Genomic DNA, 22,735 nt, shown 5'->3' with positions numbered 1-22,735 from the left:
TTGTGGGACTTAACGTTTTAAATTGAGTCGAAGGTTACAAGGGCTGGCCCGAGCAGCGCCGGGTAAAGGGGTGAAAGGGCCAGGCACCACTGCCGGGCGGAAGTAAGCAAGGAGTACCTTTTGATGTTGCGGATCAAAATTTCCGGAGTGACGTCCGGGCTGCCTGCATTGATCCGCCTGATGGAACCGTCGGTGGTGAGCGGGTCGTTTAAGCCTTTGCGTATATAGTAAAGGTACTTGTAGCCAAGAGAGCGGGCAATTCTGGCTGCGGCGGGGCTATCCGCCCCGTAGGGCCAGCAAAACTGGTCCACAGGTCGACCCAGCTTCCTTTCCATTACTTCTTTTGCCTTGAGGAGATCTGTCCTCACCCGGGTTTCATATTCTTCCTGTGTTTCCCGCCGGTTTAACTTGCCCAGCCAGATTGGGCCTGCCAGGGCGGGCCTTATGTGCCGGCTGGCAGGCACGCCCGGGGCGAACCTGGCCTGGTAGTGGCTGTCATAGGAATGGGGGTAAAAACTCATGCCGTGGGCCTGCATCTCCCGCATTTGTTCCCAGGTGAGCTTGGGTATTCTCTCGTTTGGGTCACCTACCGACTTCACAATGACAAAACAGGTGGCCGGCATATTTCTTTTTTTTAATTCCGGGTAGGCGTAAGTATAGAAGGATTCATACCCATCATCAAAGGTAATGACCACAGCTTTTGGAGGTATGGTATCCTTCCCGGACAGAAACCGGGCCATCCTTTCCGTGGAAATAACATGGTAGCCTTCCTTTTTCAAAGTATCCAGATGTGCTTGAAATAGCCGGGGAGTAATAACCGCCGGACCCCGGTCGGTATCACTGATGTGGTGGTACATCAGCACCGCCACCCGGTTTTCATAACCCGGATGCGAACTAGAGGATACGGCGGAATGAGCTGGCGGAGAAAAGGAGATAAACCATAGTAAAGTGAATAGAAGTAACAGCCTAGCCACCCCCAAAGGGTTCATGATGTCGTCTCTCCTTTTCTGCTTGTTTTCTACATTACTGCTCAATCCCCAGGGGACCTGTCATTTTGGGGCAAAGCCAGAAGGGAATATTCGCCGCCAAGCGTCAAGTTCCCTGTTGCGCTATTCCCCCACGGAAAAATTTTCATTACCAGGAGGTAGTTTGTATGGTAGCTGATATACCCGCCGGTGTCGTACAGCAGGAGCAGGTGGGGCCGGGGCAATACCGGTTGACCCTTTACGCCCCCGTGATCGCTTCTTTGGCCGTTCCGGGCCAATTTGTTTACATACGCTGTACCGACGGCCTGGATCCCCTGTTACGCCGCCCGCTAAGCATCCACGGGGTAAACCGGGAAAGGGGGGAGCTATTCCTTCTTTACCAGGTGGTCGGAAGGGGTACCGCTTTGCTGGCCGCCAGGAGAAGAGGAGAGCGGCTTGGAGTAATGGGTCCCCTGGGCCGTGGTTTTACCCTGCCGGAGCCGGGGCGACGGGTGATTCTGGTAGGAGGCGGCATCGGTGTGGCTCCCCTTGTTTTTTTAGGGCAGGAATTGGTACACAGAAACAACCAGGTTTGCTTGCTGGTGGGTGTCCGCAGTGCCGACCAGTTGCCGGTGGGAAAGAAGGGGTATACTGTGCCGTTTGACTTTGCTGTGGCCACTGACGATGGTTCCTGCGGTCACCACGGTTCCGTTACGGACCTGCTGGAAAAAGTGCTGGCCGGCGAAGGGGTGGACATGGTTTACGCCTGCGGTCCCCGGGGTATGCTGCGCCAAACGGCTTCGCTTTTAGCCCGGTATAACGTGCCCGGGGAATTTTCCCTGGAAGAGCGCATGGGTTGCGGGGTAGGAGCATGCCTTTCCTGCGTCTGTAAAACCGCCGGCAAAGGCGGCGAACCCTCCCAGTACAGGCGGGTATGCGTTGAAGGACCGGTTTTCCCGGCGGAGCAGCTGGTCTGGGACTAGAGAGGGGATGTTTTTATGATCAAACCGAACCTTGCCGTAGACGTTGCCGGTATACGGATGAAAAATCCAGTGACCACCGCCTCGGGCACCTTTGGCTTCGGCTTCGAGTATGCCCCTTTTGTTGATTTAAACCGCCTTGGGGCCATTGTGGTCAAAGGTACCACCCTTTTGCCCCGCCGGGGAAATCCTCCACCGCGCATTGTGGAAACACCGGCGGGTATCCTGAACGCCATTGGTTTGCAAAATCCCGGTGTGGATTACTTCATCGAAGTAGCTCTGCCTTACCTGAGGCAGTTTGACCTGCCGGTAATCGTGAACATTGCCGGGGATACGGTGGAGGACTACGCCGCCCTGGCGGCCAGGTTGGACGGGGTGCCGGGCGTGGCGGGGCTGGAGGTAAATATTTCTTGCCCAAATGTCAAAAAGGGGGGCCTGGCCTTTGGTGCCGATCCCGATTCGGCTGCAGCCGTGGTGCGGGTAGTAAAGGGGGCTACCCGACTTCCGGTAGTGGTCAAGCTTTCTCCCAATGTGACCAGTATTGTCCGGCTGGCGGAAGCGGTGGTGGAGGCGGGGGCCGATGCCCTGTCCATGATCAACACCCTCCTGGGCATGGCCATAGATATTCGCCGCCGCCGCCCGGCCCTGGCCAACGTCATGGGCGGTCTATCCGGCCCGGCCATCAAGCCGGTGGCGGTAAGGGCGGTGTGGCAGGTTTACCAGGCCTTAAAGGTTCCCATTGTGGGCATGGGGGGCATCGTTACTGCCGAGGATGCCCTGGAATTCATCATGGCCGGGGCCACCGCCGTAGCCGTGGGGACGGCCAACTTCATCAACCCCCGGGCCACCATGGACATTATTGATGGGATTGAAAAGTTTCTAGTGGAAGAAAGGGTATCAGACATTCAAGAGTTAATCGGGGCGGCCCACATGTAATCTCTGGTAAGGAGTTATGTCGGAGCTAGTAACAACAGTCCAAAGCAGACTTATAAAGCGTCAGCCGGCAATGGTAGCATTGCCGCTAGAAAGAAGGTCACAAGGGACGGCCCGGTCCCTGGCGAGCGGTCTGCACGGCACACCGGGGTTGGCGGAGACCGGCGCACCGTCCCGTTTAAGGAGGGTTTTTGTGAACATCGACGAGGGCAGGAAAAAGTTAATTGTTGCTCTGGATGTGGAGTCTAGGGAACAGGCCCTTGATCTTGTAGAACAGCTCAAGCCCTGGGCGGGCATGTTCAAGATCGGCATGCGGCTGTTTTACAGCCAGGGGCCAGCGCTGGTGGAGGGATTGTGCCGGCGGGGAGTAAAAGTGTTTTTAGACTTAAAACTGCACGATATCCCCAATACCGTGTCCCAGGCAGCCCGGATTCTCGCCAGGCTGGGGGTGGCCATGTTCAACGTCCATGCCGCCGGCGGGCGCGCCATGATGCGGGCAGCGGTAGAGTCCTGCAGGGAGGAATCGACGGCCCTGGGCATTCCCAGACCGCTGGTCATTGCCGTTACCGTGCTTACCAGCATCGATCAGCCTGCTTTTAACCGGGAACTGGGTCTCTCCGGGCCTATTTTGGACCGGGTGGTGGCCTGGGCCTTGCTGGCTAAAGAGTGCGGCCTGGACGGCGTGGTGGCTTCAGCTCAGGAAGCGGCGGCCATCCGGCAGTCCTGCGGACCAGACTTTTTAATCGTTACCCCCGGTATCCGCCCCGCCGGGGCCGCCGGCGGCGACCAGAAACGAATTGTAACCCCTGCCGGTGCCCTGGCTGCCGGCGCCAGTCATCTGGTGGTGGGCCGCCCCATTATTGCCGCTCCGGACCCGGTAGAAGCCGCCAGGGCTGTACTGGATGAAATGGGAGCGAATGTATAAAAAGAGGGTGCGCTTCTATAGCGCAACCCCCTGCCGCTATTGTCCCTGCGTCATTGCCCGCTCAGCCCTTTCGATGGCCAGTCGGACCAGGTAACCGCAGTTCCGCGAGGAAACGCTGCCCCAGCCCTCCCTGCGCACCAGGTCGGCTACTCCCAGTTCTTGGGCTAATTCGTATTTCAGCCTGTCGGACATCAATCCTCCACGCCGTCTACCCATTAGCCTGCCTCCTCTTTGGCGGGCGGGTCAATGCGGCATTATTTATTATATGATTTGTGCCTGTGGGGCATTCCTTAAGCAAATGAACTGGTATAATATTCTCTAAATCGACATTCGAGGTGAATTAGCTTTGCTCAGCCGTGAAGAAATTCTTTCCATCTTTAAAAAAACCGGTGCCATGCTTACCGGTCACTTTGTGCTTACTTCCGGCCGCCACAGCGACCGTTATTTCCAGTGCGCCCGGGTGCTGGAACACCCCCGGTATTGCGAGTTGTTGTGCCGGGAACTGGCCCGGGGTTGGATGAATGCGGGGCTTGAGGGGGTGGATACTGTAATTGGCCCCGCCCTGGGCGGCATCCTTGTATCCTATGAAGTGGCCCGGGCACTGGGAGCCAGAAGTCTTTTTACCGAAAGGGAAAACGGGGTAATGACCCTGCGGCGGGGCTTTGGGCTGTCTCCCGGGGAGCGGGTGCTGGTGGTGGAGGATGTGATTACCACCGGCGGGTCGGTGCGGGAAGTGATTGCCGTGGCCCGGGAAGCCGGGGCGCGGGTTATGGGAGCCGCCGCACTGGTCGACCGCAGCAACGGGGCAGTTGATCTGGGTGTGCCCCTCCGGGCACTGTTAACCGTTCCGGCGGTTAGCTACACCCCGGAAGAATGCCCCCTGTGCCAGCAGGGTATCCCCGCGGTCAAACCCGGGAGCCGTCACCTCTCCGGCGCTGGCGGAACTCCGAGGGGGTAACCCCCTCCCGTTTTTTAAATACGGCAGTAAAATAGCTGTTGTTAAATCCCACTGCGCTGGCAATCTGGTCGATGGTTTTTTCCCCGGCCAGCAGGAGGGCCTTGGCTTCGTTAAGCCGGACCTCGGTAAGGTAATCGATAAAACTCTGGCCCGTGCGCTGTTTGAACAGGCGGGCGTCCACCAGTTCATTTCCGGCCCGTATGGCAGCTTCCCGATCGAGGTATTTGATGGCGTTACCAGGTCGGCAACCTGGGAATAAAGGGGAGGGGCGGTATCCAGGAGCCCCTCGATTCCCGATGCTCTTTTGGCCAGCTGGGACGTGACCTGTTCCAGGCACGCGGCCAGCTCATCCGGTTATACCGGTTTTAAAAGGTAATCGGCTACTTTATATTTAATGGCCTGCTGCGAGTAGGAAAACTCCCCGTGGGCGGTGATAATGATCACCTCCAAGGCGGGGTTTTTCTCTTTGATCGTCCTGGTGGCCGCGAGGCCATCCGTTCCAGGCATTTTGATGTCCATGAAGATGATTTCAGGCTGGAGAAGTTCAGCCAGTTCCACCGCTTCCCTGCCGTTTGTGGCCTCACCGGCCACGACCAGGGGGAGGCCGGCATTTTCCACCAGGTGGCGTAAAAATCTGCGTTCCAGTTCTTCGTCCTCGGCTAACAGGATTTTGTACACATAAATCACTTCCCCTACGGTGAAAAAAATAAGGTGCTCCGGTTACGCCTTTTGCTGGCCCGGGATTGTCCTATGAGATGTGATCTGGAGGCAATTTCAAACATACCCTTGTCCAACCCGGGCGGCTATCCAGGGAAACGCCGTATGAGGACCGAAATAGAGCTTCAACCTTTCGTCCACATTCTTAAGACCAATTCCCCGCGGCTTATCCGTTCCGGCTTGATTACTATCATTGAAAGCAGCCAGTACTTCCCGGGGAATGCCCACGCCGTCATCGGTAACACTGATTTCGCAGATCCCATCCTCGATTTCCCCGGTAATGATCAGGTGTCCCGGCCCCTCTTTAGGTTCCAGCCCGTGGATGCAGGCATTTTCTACCAGGGGCTGCAGGCTTAAAAAGGGTACCGGTAATTCCTGCAGGGCCGCTGGCACATTGATGGTCACATTAAGCCGGTTACCAAAACGGGTTTGTTGAATTAGTAAGGCAAAAATACAACACTGTTGGACAAAATATTAATGCTTTCCCTGGTACATGAAATTTACTGGTCAAAAATACGCAAAGAGTGGTATTAGAACTGTCAAGGGCAGGGGGATAAATTGTCGAAAATCTGATTTAAGTCTTACCAGTCAGGGAATTCCAAACAACAGGTTCCAACCATTTTTTACTGGGTGGGGGGTGAATGGTAAAAAAAATAATTGATTTTAAAACGGCTGGTGCCAACTACTTTTACTTACAACAAGGAGGTAGTTTTATGCTGGACAAAAATGCCGAAGGTTTGCACCGCGGCCTGAAGGAAAGGCACATTCAGCTTATTGCCATTGGTGGGGCCATTGGCGTGGGACTGTTTTTAGGTTCGGCAACGGCAATTAAAACGGCAGGTCCGGCCCTTGCCCTCTCTTACTTGATCGGCGGAGTGGCGATCTTTATCATCATGCGAGCTTTGGGTGAACTGGCAGTAGCCTATCCGGTGGCTGGTTCCTTCAGTGCCTACGCCAACGCCTTTTTAGGTCCTCTGGCCGGCCACGTGACCGGGTGGACTTACTGGTTTATGTGGGTGGTCACCTGTATGGCCGAGATAACCGCCGTAGGGATTTACGTGCAGTTCTGGTTGCCCCAGGTGCCCCAGTGGATACCGGCTTTAATTGCCCTGGTGGCCATGACCCTGGTCAACCTGATCAACGTGAAGGCTTATGGTGAATTTGAGTTCTGGTTCGCGCTGATTAAAGTGGTGACCATCATTGCCATGATTGTCCTGGGTGCGGGCATGATTTTCTTCGGTTTCGGCAATCAGGGCGTGCCCGTAGGTATAAGCAACCTGTGGTCCCATGGTGGCTTCTTCCCCCACGGCTTTAGCGGGGTAGTTATGGCCCTGGTAATGGTAATGTTTGCCTATCTGGGGGTGGAGCTTATTGGTGTCACCGCCGGTGAAGCCCAGAACCCGGAAAAAATCATTCCCGCTGCCATTGACAAGGTGCTCTGGCGGATTTTGATTTTCTACGTTGGTGCCCTGCTGGTGATCATGTCCATTTATCCCTGGAATGAAATAGGCACCAAGGGCAGCCCCTTTGTATTAACCTTCTCCAAGATCGGCATTCCAGCTGCCGCCGGCATTATTAACTTCGTGGTCATGACCGCGGCATTATCCTCATGTAACAGCGGTTTGTTCAGCACCGGGCGCATGCTTTATAACCTGGCTTTGCAGAAAAATGCCCCGGCGGTATTTGGGAAGCTTTCCCGCCCCGGCATTCCCTATGTGGGTATATTAGTTTCCTCGGCTTTCCTGCTGGTTGGTGTGGTTTTAAATTACCTGGTACCGGCCAAGGTTTTCATTTACATCACCAGCGTGGCCACCATCGGTGCCCTCTACATCTGGGGGATAATCCTGGTGGTACAGATGAAATTCCGCCAGTCGCTGTCGCCGGAGGAGTTTGCAAAAGTAACTTACCGTACCCCCCTGTGGCCCTATGCTTCCTGGGTGGCGCTGGCCTTCCTGGCCTTTGTGCTGGTGCTCATGGCCTTTGATTCCGGCACCCGGGTGGCCCTATACGTTGGTCCCGTTTGGTTTGTCCTGGCGGTGGCATCCTACTATTTCTTTGGTCTACACCGGCGCACCCCAGAGTGCAGGGGAGTGTTCCAACCTACCCCGGCGAAAAAAATTGCTAGAAAACAGTATTAGGACAAATTTACAATATAATTGGACAAAAAACCCTCAAGGGGAAACGGCTGGCTGGAAAAATAATAAGCACAAAAGTCGTTGAAGGTATGGGCAAACTTCAGAAATTTTTTGGGAGGAGGTACGGAAAATGATCGTTGGTGTGCCCAGGGAAATAAAGGATAATGAGAACCGGGTTGGTATCACCCCCTCCGGTGTAGAAACCCTGGTTAAAGCGGGACACCAGGTGGTCATTGAAGCCGGGGCCGGTCTGGGCAGCGGCATCACCGATGAGGAGTATGTAGCTGCCGGCGCCCGCATGTTGCCCACCAAGGCGGATGTTTACGAGCAGGCCGACATGATCATGAAGGTTAAAGAACCCCTGCCGGAAGAATACGATTTATTTAAAGAGGGTCAGTTACTCTTTACCTATCTGCACCTGGCTCCTGAGCCGGAACTTACCAGGGCCCTGCTGGCCAAAAAGGTTACAGGCATTGCCTACGAAACCATTCAAACCAACCGGGGTACCCTGCCGCTGCTCATGCCCATGAGCGAAGTGGCCGGTCGGATGTCCGTCCAGGTTGGTGCCCAGTTTCTGGAAAAACCCTACGGTGGTCGCGGGGTGCTCCTGGGCGGGGTTCCCGGCGTGCCTCCGGCTAAAGTGGTCATCATTGGCGGGGGTACCGTGGGTACCAATGCGGCCAAAATTGCTGTGGGCATGGGGGCAGATGTAACCATTATCGACAAGAATGCCGAACGTTTGCGCTATCTGGACGATATTTTCGGTTCCCGCATAAAAACCCTCATCTCCACAAGTTATAACATCAAGGAAGCCGTTAAGGAGGCTGATCTGGTCATTGGGGCCGTACTCATCCCTGGGGCCAGGGCTCCCAAGCTGGTCACGGAAGAGATGGTTAAAGCCATGCAACCCGGGTCCGTTATTGTGGATGTGGCTATTGACCAGGGTGGTTGTGTGGAAACTGCCGACCGGGTGACCACTCACTCCAATCCAATCTATATCAAGCATGGGGTCATTCACTATGCTGTGGCCAACATGCCCGGTGCGGTCGCCCGGACTTCTACCTATGCCCTGACCAACGTTACCCTGCCCTACGCCCTGGAGCTGGCCAGTAAGGGCCTGGCCCAGGCGGTCAAGGACGACATTGCCCTGGCCCGGGGCGTGAACGTAATGGACGGCAAGGTAACGTACAAAGCTGTGGCTGAAGCCCTGAATCTGGAGTACACCCCGCTGCATGAACTGATGGATGTGCCGGTGGATTTAATGCGCATTGCCTAACGCCGTGCTTGCCTGGTGGTTTACGGACAGGTAAAATAAAAAGGAGCCTCTCACGTGACAGTTTCCCCTTTTAAAAAGCAGATGTCTTTAATAGTTAAGAAAGAACCTGGCGGGCGTCTGGCCGGACACCGGTGTGAAAGGGACGACTGCCGCTTCAGGTTTAGCAATGGCATCAAAAAAGGGGTTCTGCTATGATCACCGGAAGCTGCAGTAATGGCCGTCCTGTTTGGGCAGAGGTGAACCTGGGGGCTGTTGCCCGTAACGTGCGGGAGATCCGCAAATTGCTTCAACCGGGTACAAAGCTGATGGCCGTGGTCAAGGCCGATGCTTACGGTCACGGGGCGCTGCCCGTGGCCCGGGTAGCCCTGGCCAATGGCGCCGAGTGCCTGGCCGTAGCTATTTTGGATGAAGCCCTGGCCCTGCGACGGGGAGGTATAACCGCCCCCATCCTGATCCTGGGTTATACCCCCCCGGAACAGGCGTCTCTTTTGGTGGAGCATGATCTGACCCAGACCGTTTTTTCCCTGGATGCAGTCCAGGCCATTTCTGCTGCTGCCGCAGCCGCGGGGAAAACCGCCCGGGTACACATAAAGGTGGACACGGGTATGGGCCGTATCGGTGTGTTTCCTTCTGAGGCACCGGATTTTGCTGAGGCCGTATCCCGGTTGCCGGGCATCTTTATCGAAGGGGTCTATACCCACATGGCCTGCGCCGACGAACAGGACAAAACTTACACCCGCTGGCAGTTCGACCTCTTTAAAGAAGCACTGGCCGGCATTGAAGCCCGGGGCGTAGCCATACCGCTTAAACATGTGGCCAACAGTGCCACCACCCTGGATTTACCGGAAATGCATCTGGATATGGTACGGACGGGTATTATTTTGTACGGCCTGTGGCCTTCTCCCGAGGTGAGGCGGGTGATTGATTTAAAACCGGCTATGCAGTTAAAAACCCGGGTAGCTTATGTTAAACAGGTGCCGGCTGGTACTTCCATCAGCTACGGTCGCAAATTTACCACCACCGGCCCCTCGATTATTGCTACTCTTCCCCTTGGCTATGCCGACGGCTGGTCCCGGCTGTTGTCCAATAAGGCCGAAGTGTTAATTCGCGGGCAGCGGGCTCCGCTGGTGGGCCGGGTGTGCATGGACCAGTGTATGGTGGACGTAACCCGGATTCCGGGGGTGCGGCCGGGGGACGAGGTCGTTCTCTTTGGAGTGCAGGGGGAGCAGTTTTTACCCGTTGAGGAAGTGGCCTCCCATATGGGCACAATTAATTATGAGATGGTTTGCTTGATCAGTAAGCGGGTACCGCGTATTTATCTTAATGATTGAACAGGATGACTGAACGGGCCGGGTCAAACCCGGCCCAATTTGCAGTTTTGCAGGCGACGGTTATCTGGGCCAAACAGTGCCCCCCAGGAGAACTGCCTCCCAGGAATAAGGCAATTTGGGTTGACTTGAGGAAAGGGTTTTTGTATATTATTTGTTAACTAACCATTTATCAATGGTTAACGATAGGAGGGATAGAGTTTTGCGGCTGTCGGTAAAAGAAATGGTTCTGGTGTCCATGTTTGCCGCCCTGACGGCAGTGGGAGCTTTCATTAAGATTCCCATTCCTTATGTGCCCTTTACCCTGCAGTTTCTCTTTGTCCTCTTTGCCGGGCTTTTGTTGGGCAAGCGGCTGGCTTTTTTGAGCCAGGTAATCTATCTTGCCCTGGGATTGGCCGGACTGCCCATTTTTGCCCAAGGTGGCGGCCCGGCCTACGTGCTGCAGCCCACCTTTGGTTACCTGGTTGGATTTGCCCTGGGTGCATACGTTATCGGGGCGGTTGTGGAAAAGGTGAGGGAGAAAGGAGTACCCGGTTATTTTTTGGCCAGTATGGCCGGGCTCGTGGTGGTTTACGTCCTGGGAGTAATCCACCTGTACATAATTTTAAATTACGTGGTGCAAAAACCCTTCACCCTGGCCCAGGCGGTATGGTTTGGAGCCATTGTCTGTGCACCGGGGGATCTGTTTTTATCCCTGGTAGCCTCCCTGGTTGGCGGCAGGGTATATAAGGCACTCCAATCCGTCAATCCGGTCCACCGGGAGGTGTTTTAATGGGCAGGGGATGTCTGGTTACCGGTACTGATACCGGTGTGGGCAAGACAGTCATCACCGCCGCCCTGGTGGGGGTCTGGCGTCGCCGTGGTATTGATGCCGTAGCCATAAAACCGGTACAGAGCGGGGCAATTGAGGCCAACGGGCAGTTAGTCCCCGAGGATGTAGTTTTTTACCGTCATGTGGCCAGCCTGCCCCAGTCCATAGATGAGCTGAACCTTTATCGTTTTACCCCTGCTGTTTCCCCTCACCTGGCCGCAAAGCTTTCGGGGGAAAGAGTTGAACCGTCACGGGTGGTGGATTTTTGCCGGAAAGTGCTTCAACGCCATGAGCTGGTCCTGATAGAGGGGGCCGGGGGCTTGTGTGTGCCCCTTTCCGGTCCCGACTTTACCGTGGCCGACCTGGCCCGGGAGCTTTCCCTGCCCCTGCTGGTGGTGGCCCGCCCGGGGCTGGGCAGTATTAACCATACCGTGTTGACCGTAGCCTATGCTCAAAACAGAGGTCTTCCCGTGGCCGGAATAATTATTAACGGCCTAAAAGCGGAGGAGGCGGGTCCTGCGGAAAAGGATAACCCGGGGATTATTGCAGCTATGACCGGCGTGTCCGTGCTGGGGATGGTACCCTACCTGCCGGGGGTCAGTGTGGAAAAGGGGAGTGCTGACGGGCTGGTGGAGACAGTGGAAAACACTGTGGTCTGGGAGGATTTGGTTTCCCGGATTTGCGGGTGCGCTAGTACAGGATAAACGTACTTACTTACTCCCCGGATGACACTTCAAGTCAGATGAGGAAAACGTTGCCGCTTAAAATGGGCGAGTGGACCCAGCACTCACCAGGATTACTGGCTCTTTTCGAAACTCGATTTGCCATTTAAACCTGGAACACCGGGATTATAGTCATACTTTGGTGACTGCTGGGCAATATCCAGTCTATTTCTACCGGAGGTGCTCGATTTGATTAAATACGATCCCGTCCTTTTGGAACAGTGGGATAAACAGTATGTCTGGCATCCTTTTACCCAGATGCAGCAGTATGCCCGGGAAAAACCTTTGATCATTGCCCGGGGCGAGGGGAGCTACCTTATTGATGTAGAGGGAAACCGCTACCTGGATGGAGTTTCGTCCCTCTGGGTGACCGTACACGGCCACTGTCATCCCGCATTAAACCGGGCCGTCAAAGAACAACTGGATAAAATAGCTCATTCTACCCTGTTGGGTTTGGCCAACATTCCCTCGATCCTTCTGGCCAAAAAGCTGGTGGAGATTACTCCCCCGGGACTCAATAAAGTTTTTTACTCCGACGCCGGGGCCACCGCCGTGGAGATTGCCTTAAAAATGGCCTTTCAATACTGGCAGCAAAAGGAAGGGGGGTGCTTCCGCAGCAAGACGAAGTTCATCTCCCTGGTAGAAGCCTACCACGGGGACACCATTGGTTCGGTCAGCGTGGGCGGCATGCCCCTTTTTCACGGTATCTTTAAGCCTCTGCTTTTTGAATGCCTGCATGCTCCCGCTCCCTATTGCTACCGCTGCCCGCTGGAAAGAGAAAGGGAAAGCTGCGGGATGGCCTGTGCGGACCGGCTGGAGGAGTTGTTAAAGGAGCACCAGCAGGAGGTTGCCGCCGTGATCATCGAACCCCTGGTTCAGGGGGCCGCCGGGATGATCACCGCACCGGACGGTTTCCTTCGCCGGGTGCGGGAACTATGCACCAGGTATAACGTTCTGCTGATTGCCGATGAGGTGGCGGTGGGTTTCGGCCGGACAGGTCGACTCTTTGCCTGTGAACATGAAGGGGTTTCTCCCGATTTAATGTGCCTGGCCAAGGGTATTACCGGGGGCTATCTTCCCCTTGCTGCCACCCTGACTACCGATGAGGTTTACAGCGCCTTTCTGGGTAAACCGGAGGAAGGCAAGACCTTTTATCATGGCCATACCTACACGGGCAATCCCCTGGCCTGTGCTGCCGCCCTGGCCAGCATTGAGTTATTTGAAAAGGAAAATTTGCTGGCCGCCCTGCAACCTAAAATAGAACTGCTGCACCGCAAGCTGGATGGTTTCTGGGAGTTGCCCCATGTGGGGGACATCCGCCAGCGGGGCATGATGGTGGGTATTGAGCTGGTAGCGGATAAAAAGACCAAACAACCTTACCCTATGGAGGAGCAAGTGGGCCACCGGGTGATCCTGGAGGCCCGCCGGCGGGGGCTGGTTATCCGTCCCCTGGGTAATGTGATCGTACTCATGCCCGTACTGGCCATGTCGGAAGAAGAACTGAACCAGGTCCTGGAGATCACTTATGAATCCATAGCCGTGGTCACGGGTAAGTAAAAAGTCACCTAATCCCATTTCGTAGTGAGACCGCCCCTTGCTGAAGGTGACGTGGTACCGTTCGATGAACAAGGGAAAAGTTCTTCCCAACCCTAAAAAAGCGGTTGTACCCCATGCCTGGACAATTAGTTGAGAATCTTTGGGGGGTTTTAGCTTATGTGGCAGGAGATAAAAAATAAGGTCCTGAGAGGGGAGGGCTTAACCCGGGAAGAAGCCTTTGCCCTGGCCGGCTGGCCGCCGGAGAAGCTGGGGGAACTGCTGGACTTGTCCCGGCAGGTACGCGAGCGCTTCGGGGGCCGGGAAGTGGAGCTCTGTTCCATCATTAATGCCCGGTCTGGTCTTTGCAGTGAAGACTGCCGTTTTTGCGCCCAGTCCTCCCGCTACCGGACCGGGGCGAAAACCTATCCTTTGATTGGGCCGGAAGAGGCCCTGGAAAAGGCCCGGCGCATGGAAGCCGCCGGGGCGCGGCGTTTTGCCCTGGTGACCAGCGGCCGGGGCATTGGAGAGCAGGATTTTGGGCGGGTGCTGCACATTTACCGGGTGCTGCGGGTCGAAACCCGCCTGGAACTCTGTGCTTCCCTGGGTATCATTGATGGAGATAAGGCCCGGCGTTTAAGGGAAGCCGGGGTAACCACCTATCATCACAATCTGGAAACCAGCCGGAGTTATTTCCCTCATATCTGCACCACCCATACCTTTGAGGAGAGGGTGACCACCATCCGGGCCGCCCAGGCGGCCGGATTAAAGATTTGTTCCGGCGGGATCATCGGCATGGGGGAAGCCATGGCCGACCGGCTGGAAATGGTCCTGGAGCTGCGGGAACTGGGGGTAACATCAGTTCCGGTAAACATTTTAAATCCCATTCCCGGCACGCCCCTGGCCGGACAAAAGTCCCTGCCGGTAGAGGAGATCTTCAAAACCCTGGCCCTTTTCCGCCTGATCATGCCCCAGGCCGTTTTACGCCTGTGCGGGGGGAGGGAGCCCGGTTTAGGGGAAAAGCAGCAAAAAGCCCTGGAGGTGGCCGTTAACGGGCTAATGATCGGCAACTATCTCACCACCCGGGGCAATGAAGTACAGGAGGACCTGGACATGATAGCCGCCGCGGGGTTAAGGCTGGCTGCCGGGGGCTGATCCTAAAAAAGGTGCGATTCCGGCGGTTACGCCTTGAGCCTTTCTACCAGTTCCTGATCGGGATTAACGGTGAGGGTGCGCTGTCCGGTATATATAACGTAGCCGGGACGGGCTCCCCGGGGTTTGTGTACGTTTTTGCACAGGGTATAATCCACCGGCACGTTTTGCGATTCCCTGGCCCGGCTGAAGTAAGCGGCCAGGGAGGCAGCTTCGGCCAGGGTGGTTTCCGGTACTGTCCGTCCGCCGGTACGAATGAGCACGTGGGAACCGGGGATGTCCTTGGTGTGCAGCCAGACGTCTTCACCTTTGGCCAGGCGCAGGGTGAGGTAGTCGTTTTGCTTGTTGTTCCGTCCCACTAAAATGGTAAAACCATCGCTGGAAGTAAAAACAAGGGGCCGGGGTTTTTCCGGTTCCCTTTTCTTTTCCCTGCTTGCCGGCTTCAAGTAGCCCTGCTCCTCCAGTTCTTCCCTGATTTCCACCAGTTCCGGTACGGTTGTGGCCTGGATAATGGCCGTTTCTACGCCTTTTAAATATTCCAGCTCCCTTTGGGTTTGCTCGATCCGGTTCCCGGTTTCCTCCCTGGTTTGTTTGGCTTTGGTATATTTTTTAAAGTAGGCCTGGGCATTTTGCACCGGGTTCAGGCGGGGATCGAGAGAGATGATTACCGTCTTTTTTTCCGGATCGTAGAAATTTTCCAGGGTAACCTCGCTAAGACCTTTTTCCAGGCGGTACAGGTTGGCCATGAGCAGTTCCCCAAAGATTCTATATTCTTCCGCCCGTTCGGCTTTGGCCAGGCTTTCCTCCTGCAGGGAAAGCTTTTGGGATAGGCGACCCATCTCCCGCCGCACAACGGTAAGCAGGGATTGTTTTTTACTTTGATAATCCTGATCTTCTTCCCTGGCCGTATAAAAGAGATCGACTAAAGCATTCATGTTGCCCTGCCGGCGGGTGAAAGCGTGAAAATGGGTTAGATCAAAGGCGGCAAATTCCCTGGGCCTGCCCTGTTCGTCCAGCACCAGGGAAGGTTGGAATTCTCCCCGGGCAATGGCGCCGGCCATTTGTTGAATTGCCTGCCACAAAACCACTAGTTCATGTTCCCCGCAATGATCCAGAATAAGGTCTTGCGCCAGTCCGGCCCGGTAAAGGATCTCCCGGGCCATCACCTGGCTGATTCCATCCAGGTTACGCTGCAAGACAGCGGCTACGGGGGTTTCCAGGGGAGCTTCGAGCAACGCCTGGCGGAATTCCTCTTCTTTCAGTTCAAGGGGATTTAGTTTATGCTGTTCCGGCGGGGGTATATATTCCCGTCCGGGCAAAACCTCCCGGTGGCGGCTGACGGCGTAGGTATAGCGCTTTATGGCGTCAATAATTTGCTTTGTACCGGGGTTAACCAGAATAATGTTGCTGTGCCGCCCCATGATTTCACATACCAGTTCCTTCAAGCAGGGTTCTCCCAGGTCGTTGTAGCTCTGAACCTGGAGAACCAGTACCCGGTCCAGCCCCCGCTGGTGGATTCCCCGGATGCGGCCTCCCTCCAGGTGCTTGCGCAGGACCATGCAAAATACCGGTGGGGATGGGGGGTTTTCCCTTACCCGCCCGGTTAAGTGTACCCGGGCGTTTTCCGGATGAGCGGAAAGCAACAGGCGGGCCCGGGTGCCCGGGCGGTGGATGAGCAAATGTATCTCCAGGGGAGAAGGTTGGTAGATTCTGTCAATGCGTCCATCGAGCAGTTTGCTTTCCAACTCTTTGCGTACCGCTGCCATTACCAGTCCATCAAAGGGCATAGAAGACTTCCTTTCCTCCACTGACATGTTACCAAACAGTTTATCACTTCCGGCCGGCGGCCTGCAAGGTACGGGCAGGAATCCCGCTACCGTTTTCCCTTACCGCACCAATATCGACGGGATTACGCAAGGCACGCGGTTTGTTTTACCCCCCCACGCTACGTTTCGTAAACGGTTTTTTGCTGCCCCGCTCCCTTTGCCAACTTTAGCAAAGGGATAGTTTGGACCATGCCCCCCGGAGGTTATTTTTGCCAGGTAATGCGCATATGTTTAAGTGGGACAAACCGCAATGGTAGGGGTGAGGGCCAATGCCGGAACAATGGTATTCCTTAACTGGTGAAGAAGTGGTAGCGGTGTTCCAGTCCGATCCGCACCGGGGCCTGGATGAGCGGGAGGTCAGGGAGAGGGCTGCCCGCTTTGGTCCCAATGAACTGGCCAGGGCAACGCGGGTGCCCTTATGGCGGATGCTCGTGGAACAGTTTAGAGATTTCATGGTTTTAATTTTGCTGGCGGCTACCGTGATTTCCGGCTTTCTGGGAGAGTTTGTGGACGCCGCTACCATCATGGTCATTGTGAGCATCAATGCTATCCTGGGCTGTATCCAGGAATACCGGGCCGAGCGCTCCATGGAGGCTTTAAAAGAGCTCACCGCTCCCGAGGCCCGGGTAATCCGGGGGGGGATGGAACAAAAGATCCCTGCCGCAGGACTGGTGCCCGGGGATGTGGTTTTACTGGAGGCGGGAGATCGGGTGCCGGCAGACCTGCGGCTATTGGAGGCGGTAAACCTGGAGATAGAGGAGTCTGCCCTTACCGGTGAGTCCGCCCCCGTTAAAAAGAAGGTAGAACCCATTCCGGGCAGGGTCACCCCTGGAGATGCCCGTAACATTGCCTACCTGGGGACAGTGGTAACCCGCGGCCGGGGTAAGGGGATAGTGGTGGCTACGGGAATGGCCACCGAGATGGGTCGCATTGCCGGATTAATTCAAGAGGCGGGGAGTGAAGAGACCCCCCTGCAGCGCCGCCTGGCCCAATTGGGACGGGGACTGGTGGCTTTTTGCCTGCTAATTTGTGCCCTGGTGGTGGCGGTGGGTATTTACCGCGGTGAGCCGGCCTACCAGATGTTCCTGGCCGGAGTGAGTTTGGCCGTAGCGGCCATTCCCGAGGGGCTCCCCGCTATTGTTACCGTCGCCCTGGCCATTGGGGTGCAGCGCATGATCCGGCGCCGGGCCATCATTCGCAAATTGCCGGCGGTAGAGACCCTGGGCTGTGCTACGGTGATCTGTTCTGACAAAACCGGCACCCTGACTCAGAATGAAATGATGGTGCGCCGGGCCCTGGTGGGCCAGGTTCCCCTTGAGTTTACTGGTGAAGGATATGATCCCAAGGGGCAAGTCATCACCTCGCTGTCCCCCCGTGCTGAGGAGCTCCAATTATTTTTCAAGATTGCCGCCCTGTGCAATAATGCGGTGCTTACCCGCAGCGGGATTTCCATAGGCGGATTGTTTCGCAGTTTGGCCCGCCGGGAATCCCCCGCCTGGTCCATCAGCGGCGATCCCACCGAAGGGGCGCTGCTGGTCATGGCGGCCAAGGGGGGCTTCTGGCGCGAAGAACTGGAACGCCACGAACAGAGGGTTATGGAGTTTCCCTTTGATTCCGAGCGCAAGCGCATGTCAGTGGTGTACAAGCAAGCTGACGGCACCCTGGTTGCCTACGTCAAGGGGGCGCCCGATGTGGTACTGGAGCTCTGTACCCACCAATACCGCCATGGTCGCATAGTTCCTTTAACACTCCGCCAGCGGGAAGAAATTTTACGGCAAAATGCCGCCATGGCATCCGACGCCCTGCGGGTCCTGGCCCTGGCCTGGCGCAGGCTGGGGCCAGCACCCGCAGGGGAGTTGACGGAAGCGGAGGTAGAACAAAATCTCGTTTTTGTGGGCCTGGCGGGGATGATCGACCCGCCCCGGCCGGCGGCAGTGATGGCCGTGCAACGCTGCTGCCGGGCAGGAATCAAGGTGGCGATGATTACCGGCGATCACCGCCTGACTGCCGCGGCCGTAGCCAGAGAGCTGGGTCTTATGGGAAGCCAGGGGCGTATTTTAACCGGAAGCGAACTGGACCAGTTGGACGATGAGCAATTGGGGCGGATGGTGGGGGAAGTGGCGGTATACGCCCGGGTGTCACCGCGTCACAAATTGCGCATTGTCCGGGCACTGAAGCAGGCCGGCCATGTGGTGGCCATGACCGGAGACGGGATCAATGATGCCCCGGCAATTAAGGAAGCGGATATCGGTATTGCCATGGGTATAACCGGGACGGACGTAACCAAAGAGGCTTCCTCCATGGTTTTGGCCGACGATAATTTTACCACCATTGTGGCCGCCGTGGAGGAGGGGCGGGGTATCTATGATAATATCCGCAAATTTATCCGTTACCTGCTTTCCTGCAATGTGGGGGAAGTACTGGTCATGTTTTTTGCTGTGCTGGCCGGACTGCCTTTACCCCTTTTACCCATTCAGATATTATGGATGAACCTGGTTACCGACGGGTTGCCGGCCATGGCCCTGGGGGTAGATCCGCCTGATCCCGACATCATGTACAGGCCGCCCCGGCACCCCCGGGAGAGTATTTTTGCCCACGGCTTGGCCTGGCGTATCCTGGGCAGCGGCCTGGCCATCGGCCTGGGTACATTGATCGTTTTTGCCGGCGTTTATTCCCTGGGTCACGGCCACCTGGATCTAGCCCGGACCATGGCCTTTAATACCCTGGTTTTTTCCCAGCTGTTTTTTGTCTTTACCTGTCGTTCGGAACATCACACCATCTGGGAAGTGGGGTTGTTCTCCAATCCCCACCTGCTGGCGGCAGTACTCTGTTCCATACTTTTGCAACTGGCGGTTACTTATGTACCCTGTTTGCAGCCGGCATTTCATACCGTACCCCTGGATGCCCCGCACTGGCTGGTTGTTATTCTGGTCTCCCTGACCCCGCCCCTGTTTAATACTGCCTTCAGGCACCTGCAGTTGCGGGCCAGGGAAAAAATAATGTATATTAAAGTCTGAGGCCCGAATTTTGGTTGTTTTGCAGGAAAACTGCCGGGCAGGGCGAAGTATTAATTTTGTCCCTTCCGCCTAAGGAAATAATACGATTCAGGAGTACTGTCGCCAAACGCAGGGAGGGGTAGGCGGCAGATCCTAAGGGGGCTTACCTGATTGCATTTCTTTAAAGTACACGGTTTGGGAAACGATTTTATCCTGGTCGATCTGGTGAAACAGGAGTGGCCGGGTGGGGAGGATTTATCTGAAATAGCCCGGCGGCTCTGTCACCGCCAGTTTGGTATTGGGGCCGACGGCCTGGTGCTCCTCCGCACAAGCCCCAGGGCCGATGCCTTCATGCAGATCATTAACGCCGATGGCAGCGAGGCAGAAATGTGCGGCAACGCCATTCGCTGCGTGGCCAAATATCTCTACGAGCGGGGCGGGATCAACAAAGAAGTAATGCATATCGAAACCAGGGCCGGCGTGATGGTGCCCCGGCTGGTGCTGGAGAACGGGCTGGTGGCCGCGGTACGGGTGGATATGGGCATTCCCCGTTTGGAACGGCAGGACATACCCATGATCGGCCCTCCGGGGCGGGTGATCAGTGAACCCCTGGTTCTTGAGGGGCAAGCCTTCCATATAACTGCTGTCTCCATGGGCAATCCCCACTGTGTGCTTTTTGTTCCCGATGTGGAGCTGGTAGACCTGCACGGGTTGGGGCCAAAACTGGAAAAACATCCCCTTTTCCCCCGCAAAACCAACGTGGAGTTTGTGCAGGTTTTAAACAGGGGCGAAGTAAGGGTGCGGGTTTGGGAGCGGGGCGCGGGGCCTACCCTGGCCTGCGGTACCGGGGCCTGTGCCACGGTGGTGGCCGGTGTGCTGAACAATTACACGGACCGTGTGGTCAAGGTTCACTTACCGGGGGGAACCCTGTTCATTGAATGGAAGGAAGACGAACATCTATACATGACCGGGCCGGCGGAGGAGGTCTTCTGCGGCCAGATCCCTTGTCCATAGTAGTTGTTTAAAGGAGGTATTGATTTTGCGGTTCGAACAGGCGCAACGCATAAAAAACTTACCCCCCTATCTTTTTGCCCGCATTGAGCGGCTGATCGAGGAAAAAAAGGCTGCCGGGGTTGACATTATCAGCCTGGGGATTGGCGATCCGGACCAGCCTACTCCGGACCATATTATCGAGGAGCTGATTAAGGAAGCCCGCAACCCGGCCAACCACCAGTACCCTTCTTCCGTAGGTATGCTAAGCTATCGCCAGACAGTGGCCAGCTGGTATGCCGGACGTTTCGGAGTACAGCTTGATCCCAAAACCGAAGTGGTCACCCTTATTGGTTCTAAGGAAGGCATCGCCCATATTTCCTGGTGCTATCTCAACCCCGGGGACACGGTGCTGGTACCAGACCCGGGTTATCCTGTTTATGCAGGGGGAGCCATCCTTGCCGGGGCGGAGCCCTACTATATGCCCTTAAAGGCCGATCGGGGGTACCTTCCCGATCTGGCTGCCATCCCCACAGAAGTGGCCAGGCGGGCTAAAATGATGTTTATCAATTATCCCAACAACCCCACGGGGGCGGTGGCCAGTGAGTCTTTTTTTGCCGAAGTGGTGGCCTTTGCCCGGGAGTTTAACGTCCTGGTCTGTCACGACGCGGCCTATTCGGAAGTGGCCTTTGATGGTTACCGGCCGCCAAGCTTTTTGCAAGTCCCCGGCGCCAAGGAGGTAGGCATTGAGTTTAGCTCCGTTTCCAAGCCCTTTAATATGACCGGCTGGCGGATTGGCTGGGCCGCAGGCTGCGCGGAAGTCATCGAGGCTCTGGGCCGCCTGAAGTCAAACCTGGATTCCGGACAATTTCAGGCCATCCAGTATGCCGCCATGGCGGGGTTAAACGGGCCGCGGGAAGTTATTGACCGGGTTAACGCCCTTTACCGCGAACGCCGGGACATCCTGGTGGACGGCTTGAACTCCCTGGGCTGGAAACTGGAAAAACCAAAGGCTACCTTTTATGTCTGGGCTCCCGTTCCGGCGGGGCACACCAGCGAATCCTTTACCGAGCTGGTTTTGGAAAAGGCCGGGGTTGTGATAACGCCTGGTACCGGTTACGGTGCCAATGGAGCCGGGTATTTCCGCATGTCCCTCACTGTGGATACTGCCCGTTTAAAAGAAGCAGTGGAACGCATTAGGAAAAACCTCGGGCCAGTAAGATTCTAAAAACGCGTTGCAGGAGTGATCAGCCGTGAAACTTGCCGACAGGGTCAAGAACATCAATCCTTCACCCACCCTGGCCATCGATGCCCGGGCCAAGAAAATGATTGCTGCCGGAGAGAAGGTTATTAATTTTGGTGCGGGGGAACCGGACTTCGATACTCCAGAGCATATAAAAGAAGCGGCCATGGCCGCCATCCGCAAGGGTATGACCAAATATACCCCGGTGGGCGGTACCATGGAGTTAAAGGAAGCCATCGTGCAAAAATTGAAGGCCGACAACGGACTGGAGTATACGCCGGAGCAAATTGTGGTTTCCGCCGGGGCCAAGCATTCCCTTTACAACGCCATGATGGTACTCCTTCAGCCGGGGGATGAGGTTATCTTGCCGGCACCCTACTGGGTCACCTACCTGGAGCAGATCAAGCTGGCCGGTGCGGTACCAGTAATCGTCCAGACGCGCCAGGAAAACGGGTTCAAATTGACCGCCGAGGAACTGCTGTCGGTAGTTAGCCCGCGCACTAAGATGGTGATTATAAACTCTCCCGGCAACCCCACCGGGGCAGTATACACTAAGGAAGAATTGGTGGAGTTAGGAAAGGTAATTGAAGACCACGGGCTGGTGGTTATTTCCGATGAAATCTACGAGAAACTGATTTATGACGGTTGCGAACACGTGAGCATAGCTTCCTTAAGTACGGCTTTAAAGGAGCAAACGGTGGTCATTAACGGAATGTCCAAGGCCTATGCCATGACGGGCTGGCGCATTGGCTATGCTGCCGCCCCCACGGAGGTGGCCAGGGCCATGGTTGATTTGCAAAGTCACTCCACCTCCAATCCCACCTCCATTGCCCAGGCGGCCAGTGTGGCTGCCCTGACCGGCACCCAGGAGCCCTTGAAGGAAATGGTGGCGGAATTCCGGCAGCGGCGTGATTACATGCTCCAGCGGTTGAACGCTATACCGGGAATTTCCTGTAACACTCCGAGCGGTGCCTTTTATGTTTTTCCTTCTATGGCCAGGTATATTGGCCGCCAGTATAAAGGGAGGCAGATTAACGGAGCCAGCGATCTGGCCAGCCTTCTTTTGGATGAGGTCAAGGTGGCGGTGGTTCCCGGGGTGGCTTTTGGCGATGACCGCTGTTTCCGCCTTTCCTACGCCACCTCCATGGAAAACATTGTGGAAGGACTCAACCGCATTGAACAGTTTTTCTTCCAGATTGATTAAAATTAATTAAGGGGAACGAGGGCTGATCGTTCCCCTTGCGC

The 22,735-nt window shown here is 55.9% G+C and carries 21 protein-coding genes; 15 read left to right on the top strand and 6 right to left on the bottom strand.

Annotation, left to right across the window (positions count from 1 at the left end; genetic code table 11):
• Positions 1–17: 17 nt before the first annotated feature.
• On the bottom strand, positions 18–857 hold the full coding sequence (locus tag J2Z49_RS04540) for a polysaccharide deacetylase family protein (protein ID WP_307400230.1): 840 nt from the start codon (positions 855–857) through the stop codon (positions 18–20).
• Positions 858–1,153: 296 nt separating this feature from the next.
• Here J2Z49_RS04540 and J2Z49_RS04535 point away from each other — a divergent pair, with 296 nt between their 5' ends.
• The 3 genes from J2Z49_RS04535 to pyrF all read left to right on the top strand — a co-directional run bounded on the left by J2Z49_RS04535 (position 1,154) and on the right by pyrF (position 3,803).
• Positions 1,154–1,948, top strand: coding sequence for a dihydroorotate dehydrogenase electron transfer subunit (locus J2Z49_RS04535; RefSeq protein ID WP_307400229.1), 795 nt, complete (start codon positions 1,154–1,156; stop codon positions 1,946–1,948).
• A gap of 15 nt (positions 1,949–1,963) precedes the next feature.
• Complete coding sequence (locus tag J2Z49_RS04530; protein ID WP_307400227.1) at positions 1,964–2,881, top strand: dihydroorotate dehydrogenase; 918 nt, start codon at positions 1,964–1,966, stop codon at positions 2,879–2,881.
• Between the two features lie 190 nt (positions 2,882–3,071).
• On the top strand, positions 3,072–3,803 hold the full coding sequence (pyrF, locus tag J2Z49_RS04525; RefSeq protein WP_307400225.1) for an orotidine-5'-phosphate decarboxylase: 732 nt from the start codon (positions 3,072–3,074) through the stop codon (positions 3,801–3,803).
• Between the two features lie 36 nt (positions 3,804–3,839).
• On the opposite strand, the gene J2Z49_RS04520 is transcribed toward pyrF, so the two are convergent.
• Positions 3,840–4,019, bottom strand: coding sequence for a small, acid-soluble spore protein, alpha/beta type (locus J2Z49_RS04520; protein WP_307400224.1), 180 nt, complete (start codon positions 4,017–4,019; stop codon positions 3,840–3,842).
• A 178-nt stretch (positions 4,020–4,197) separates the two neighbouring features.
• Between J2Z49_RS04520 and pyrE the strand changes: the two genes are divergently transcribed.
• Positions 4,198–4,761: an orotate phosphoribosyltransferase gene (gene pyrE, locus J2Z49_RS04515; protein ID WP_307400342.1), complete on the top strand. Its 564-nt coding sequence runs from the start codon at positions 4,198–4,200 to the stop codon at positions 4,759–4,761.
• Here the strand turns inward: pyrE and J2Z49_RS04510 are convergent.
• The 3 genes from J2Z49_RS04510 to J2Z49_RS04500 all read right to left on the bottom strand — a co-directional run bounded on the left by J2Z49_RS04510 (position 4,709) and on the right by J2Z49_RS04500 (position 5,883).
• On the bottom strand, positions 4,709–4,942 hold the full coding sequence (locus tag J2Z49_RS04510) for a helix-turn-helix domain-containing protein (RefSeq protein ID WP_307400222.1): 234 nt from the start codon (positions 4,940–4,942) through the stop codon (positions 4,709–4,711). The two genes, pyrE and J2Z49_RS04510, sit on opposite strands and share 53 nt — an antisense overlap.
• Before the next feature lie 173 nt (positions 4,943–5,115).
• On the bottom strand, positions 5,116–5,439 hold the full coding sequence (locus J2Z49_RS04505; protein ID WP_307400220.1) for a response regulator: 324 nt from the start codon (positions 5,437–5,439) through the stop codon (positions 5,116–5,118).
• A gap of 96 nt (positions 5,440–5,535) precedes the next feature.
• Positions 5,536–5,883, bottom strand: coding sequence for a sensor histidine kinase (locus J2Z49_RS04500; RefSeq protein ID WP_307400217.1), 348 nt, complete (start codon positions 5,881–5,883; stop codon positions 5,536–5,538).
• Positions 5,884–6,191: 308 nt separating this feature from the next.
• Here J2Z49_RS04500 and J2Z49_RS04495 point away from each other — a divergent pair, with 308 nt between their 5' ends.
• The 7 genes from J2Z49_RS04495 (at position 6,192) to bioB (ending at position 14,438) form a co-directional block, all read left to right on the top strand.
• The gene (locus J2Z49_RS04495) at positions 6,192–7,616 is read left to right on the top strand and encodes an amino acid permease (protein ID WP_307400215.1); all 1,425 of its coding nucleotides are present in this window, start codon (positions 6,192–6,194) and stop codon (positions 7,614–7,616) included.
• A gap of 127 nt (positions 7,617–7,743) precedes the next feature.
• Complete coding sequence (gene ald, locus J2Z49_RS04490) at positions 7,744–8,889, top strand: alanine dehydrogenase (RefSeq protein WP_307400214.1); 1,146 nt, start codon at positions 7,744–7,746, stop codon at positions 8,887–8,889.
• A 191-nt stretch (positions 8,890–9,080) separates the two neighbouring features.
• Complete coding sequence (gene alr, locus J2Z49_RS04485) at positions 9,081–10,220, top strand: alanine racemase (RefSeq protein ID WP_307400212.1); 1,140 nt, start codon at positions 9,081–9,083, stop codon at positions 10,218–10,220.
• A gap of 199 nt (positions 10,221–10,419) precedes the next feature.
• Positions 10,420–10,989 carry a biotin transporter BioY gene (locus J2Z49_RS04480; protein ID WP_307400210.1) on the top strand — a complete coding sequence of 190 codons (570 nt, stop codon included), beginning with the start codon at positions 10,420–10,422 and terminating at the stop codon, positions 10,987–10,989.
• Entirely contained in the window at positions 10,989–11,732 is a 744-nt protein-coding gene (gene bioD, locus J2Z49_RS04475; protein ID WP_307400208.1) for a dethiobiotin synthase, read from the top strand. The genes J2Z49_RS04480 and bioD overlap by 1 nt, the downstream gene beginning before the upstream one ends.
• A 207-nt stretch (positions 11,733–11,939) precedes the next feature.
• Entirely contained in the window at positions 11,940–13,307 is a 1,368-nt protein-coding gene (bioA, locus tag J2Z49_RS04470; RefSeq protein WP_407650043.1) for an adenosylmethionine--8-amino-7-oxononanoate transaminase, read from the top strand.
• A 156-nt stretch (positions 13,308–13,463) separates the two neighbouring features.
• Positions 13,464–14,438, top strand: a complete 975-nt coding sequence (gene bioB, locus J2Z49_RS04465) for a biotin synthase BioB (protein WP_307400204.1) — start codon at positions 13,464–13,466, stop codon at positions 14,436–14,438.
• A 26-nt stretch (positions 14,439–14,464) separates the two neighbouring features.
• Here the strand turns inward: bioB and J2Z49_RS04460 are convergent, their stop codons facing one another.
• Positions 14,465–16,243: an Rqc2 family fibronectin-binding protein gene (locus tag J2Z49_RS04460; RefSeq protein ID WP_307400203.1), complete on the bottom strand. Its 1,779-nt coding sequence runs from the start codon at positions 16,241–16,243 to the stop codon at positions 14,465–14,467.
• A 287-nt stretch (positions 16,244–16,530) separates the two neighbouring features.
• Between J2Z49_RS04460 and J2Z49_RS04455 the strand changes: the two genes are divergently transcribed.
• The 4 genes from J2Z49_RS04455 (at position 16,531) to J2Z49_RS04440 (ending at position 22,694) form a co-directional block, all read left to right on the top strand.
• Positions 16,531–19,278, top strand: coding sequence for a calcium-transporting P-type ATPase, PMR1-type (locus tag J2Z49_RS04455; protein ID WP_307400202.1), 2,748 nt, complete (start codon positions 16,531–16,533; stop codon positions 19,276–19,278).
• A 150-nt stretch (positions 19,279–19,428) separates the two neighbouring features.
• The gene (dapF, locus tag J2Z49_RS04450) at positions 19,429–20,271 is read left to right on the top strand and encodes a diaminopimelate epimerase (RefSeq protein ID WP_307400201.1); all 843 of its coding nucleotides are present in this window, start codon (positions 19,429–19,431) and stop codon (positions 20,269–20,271) included.
• 25 nt (positions 20,272–20,296) lie between these two features.
• Complete coding sequence (locus J2Z49_RS04445) at positions 20,297–21,475, top strand: LL-diaminopimelate aminotransferase (RefSeq protein WP_307400200.1); 1,179 nt, start codon at positions 20,297–20,299, stop codon at positions 21,473–21,475.
• A gap of 25 nt (positions 21,476–21,500) precedes the next feature.
• Positions 21,501–22,694, top strand: coding sequence for a pyridoxal phosphate-dependent aminotransferase (locus J2Z49_RS04440; protein WP_307400198.1), 1,194 nt, complete (start codon positions 21,501–21,503; stop codon positions 22,692–22,694).
• Positions 22,695–22,735: the final 41 nt, after the last annotated feature.

It is taken from the genome of Desulfofundulus luciae (assembly GCF_030813795.1).
In the GTDB taxonomy this organism is placed as follows: domain Bacteria; phylum Bacillota; class Desulfotomaculia; order Desulfotomaculales; family Desulfovirgulaceae; genus Desulfofundulus; species Desulfofundulus luciae.
Note: the sequence above shows the minus strand (reverse complement) of the source record. Positions and strands in the feature narration are given on the sequence as shown.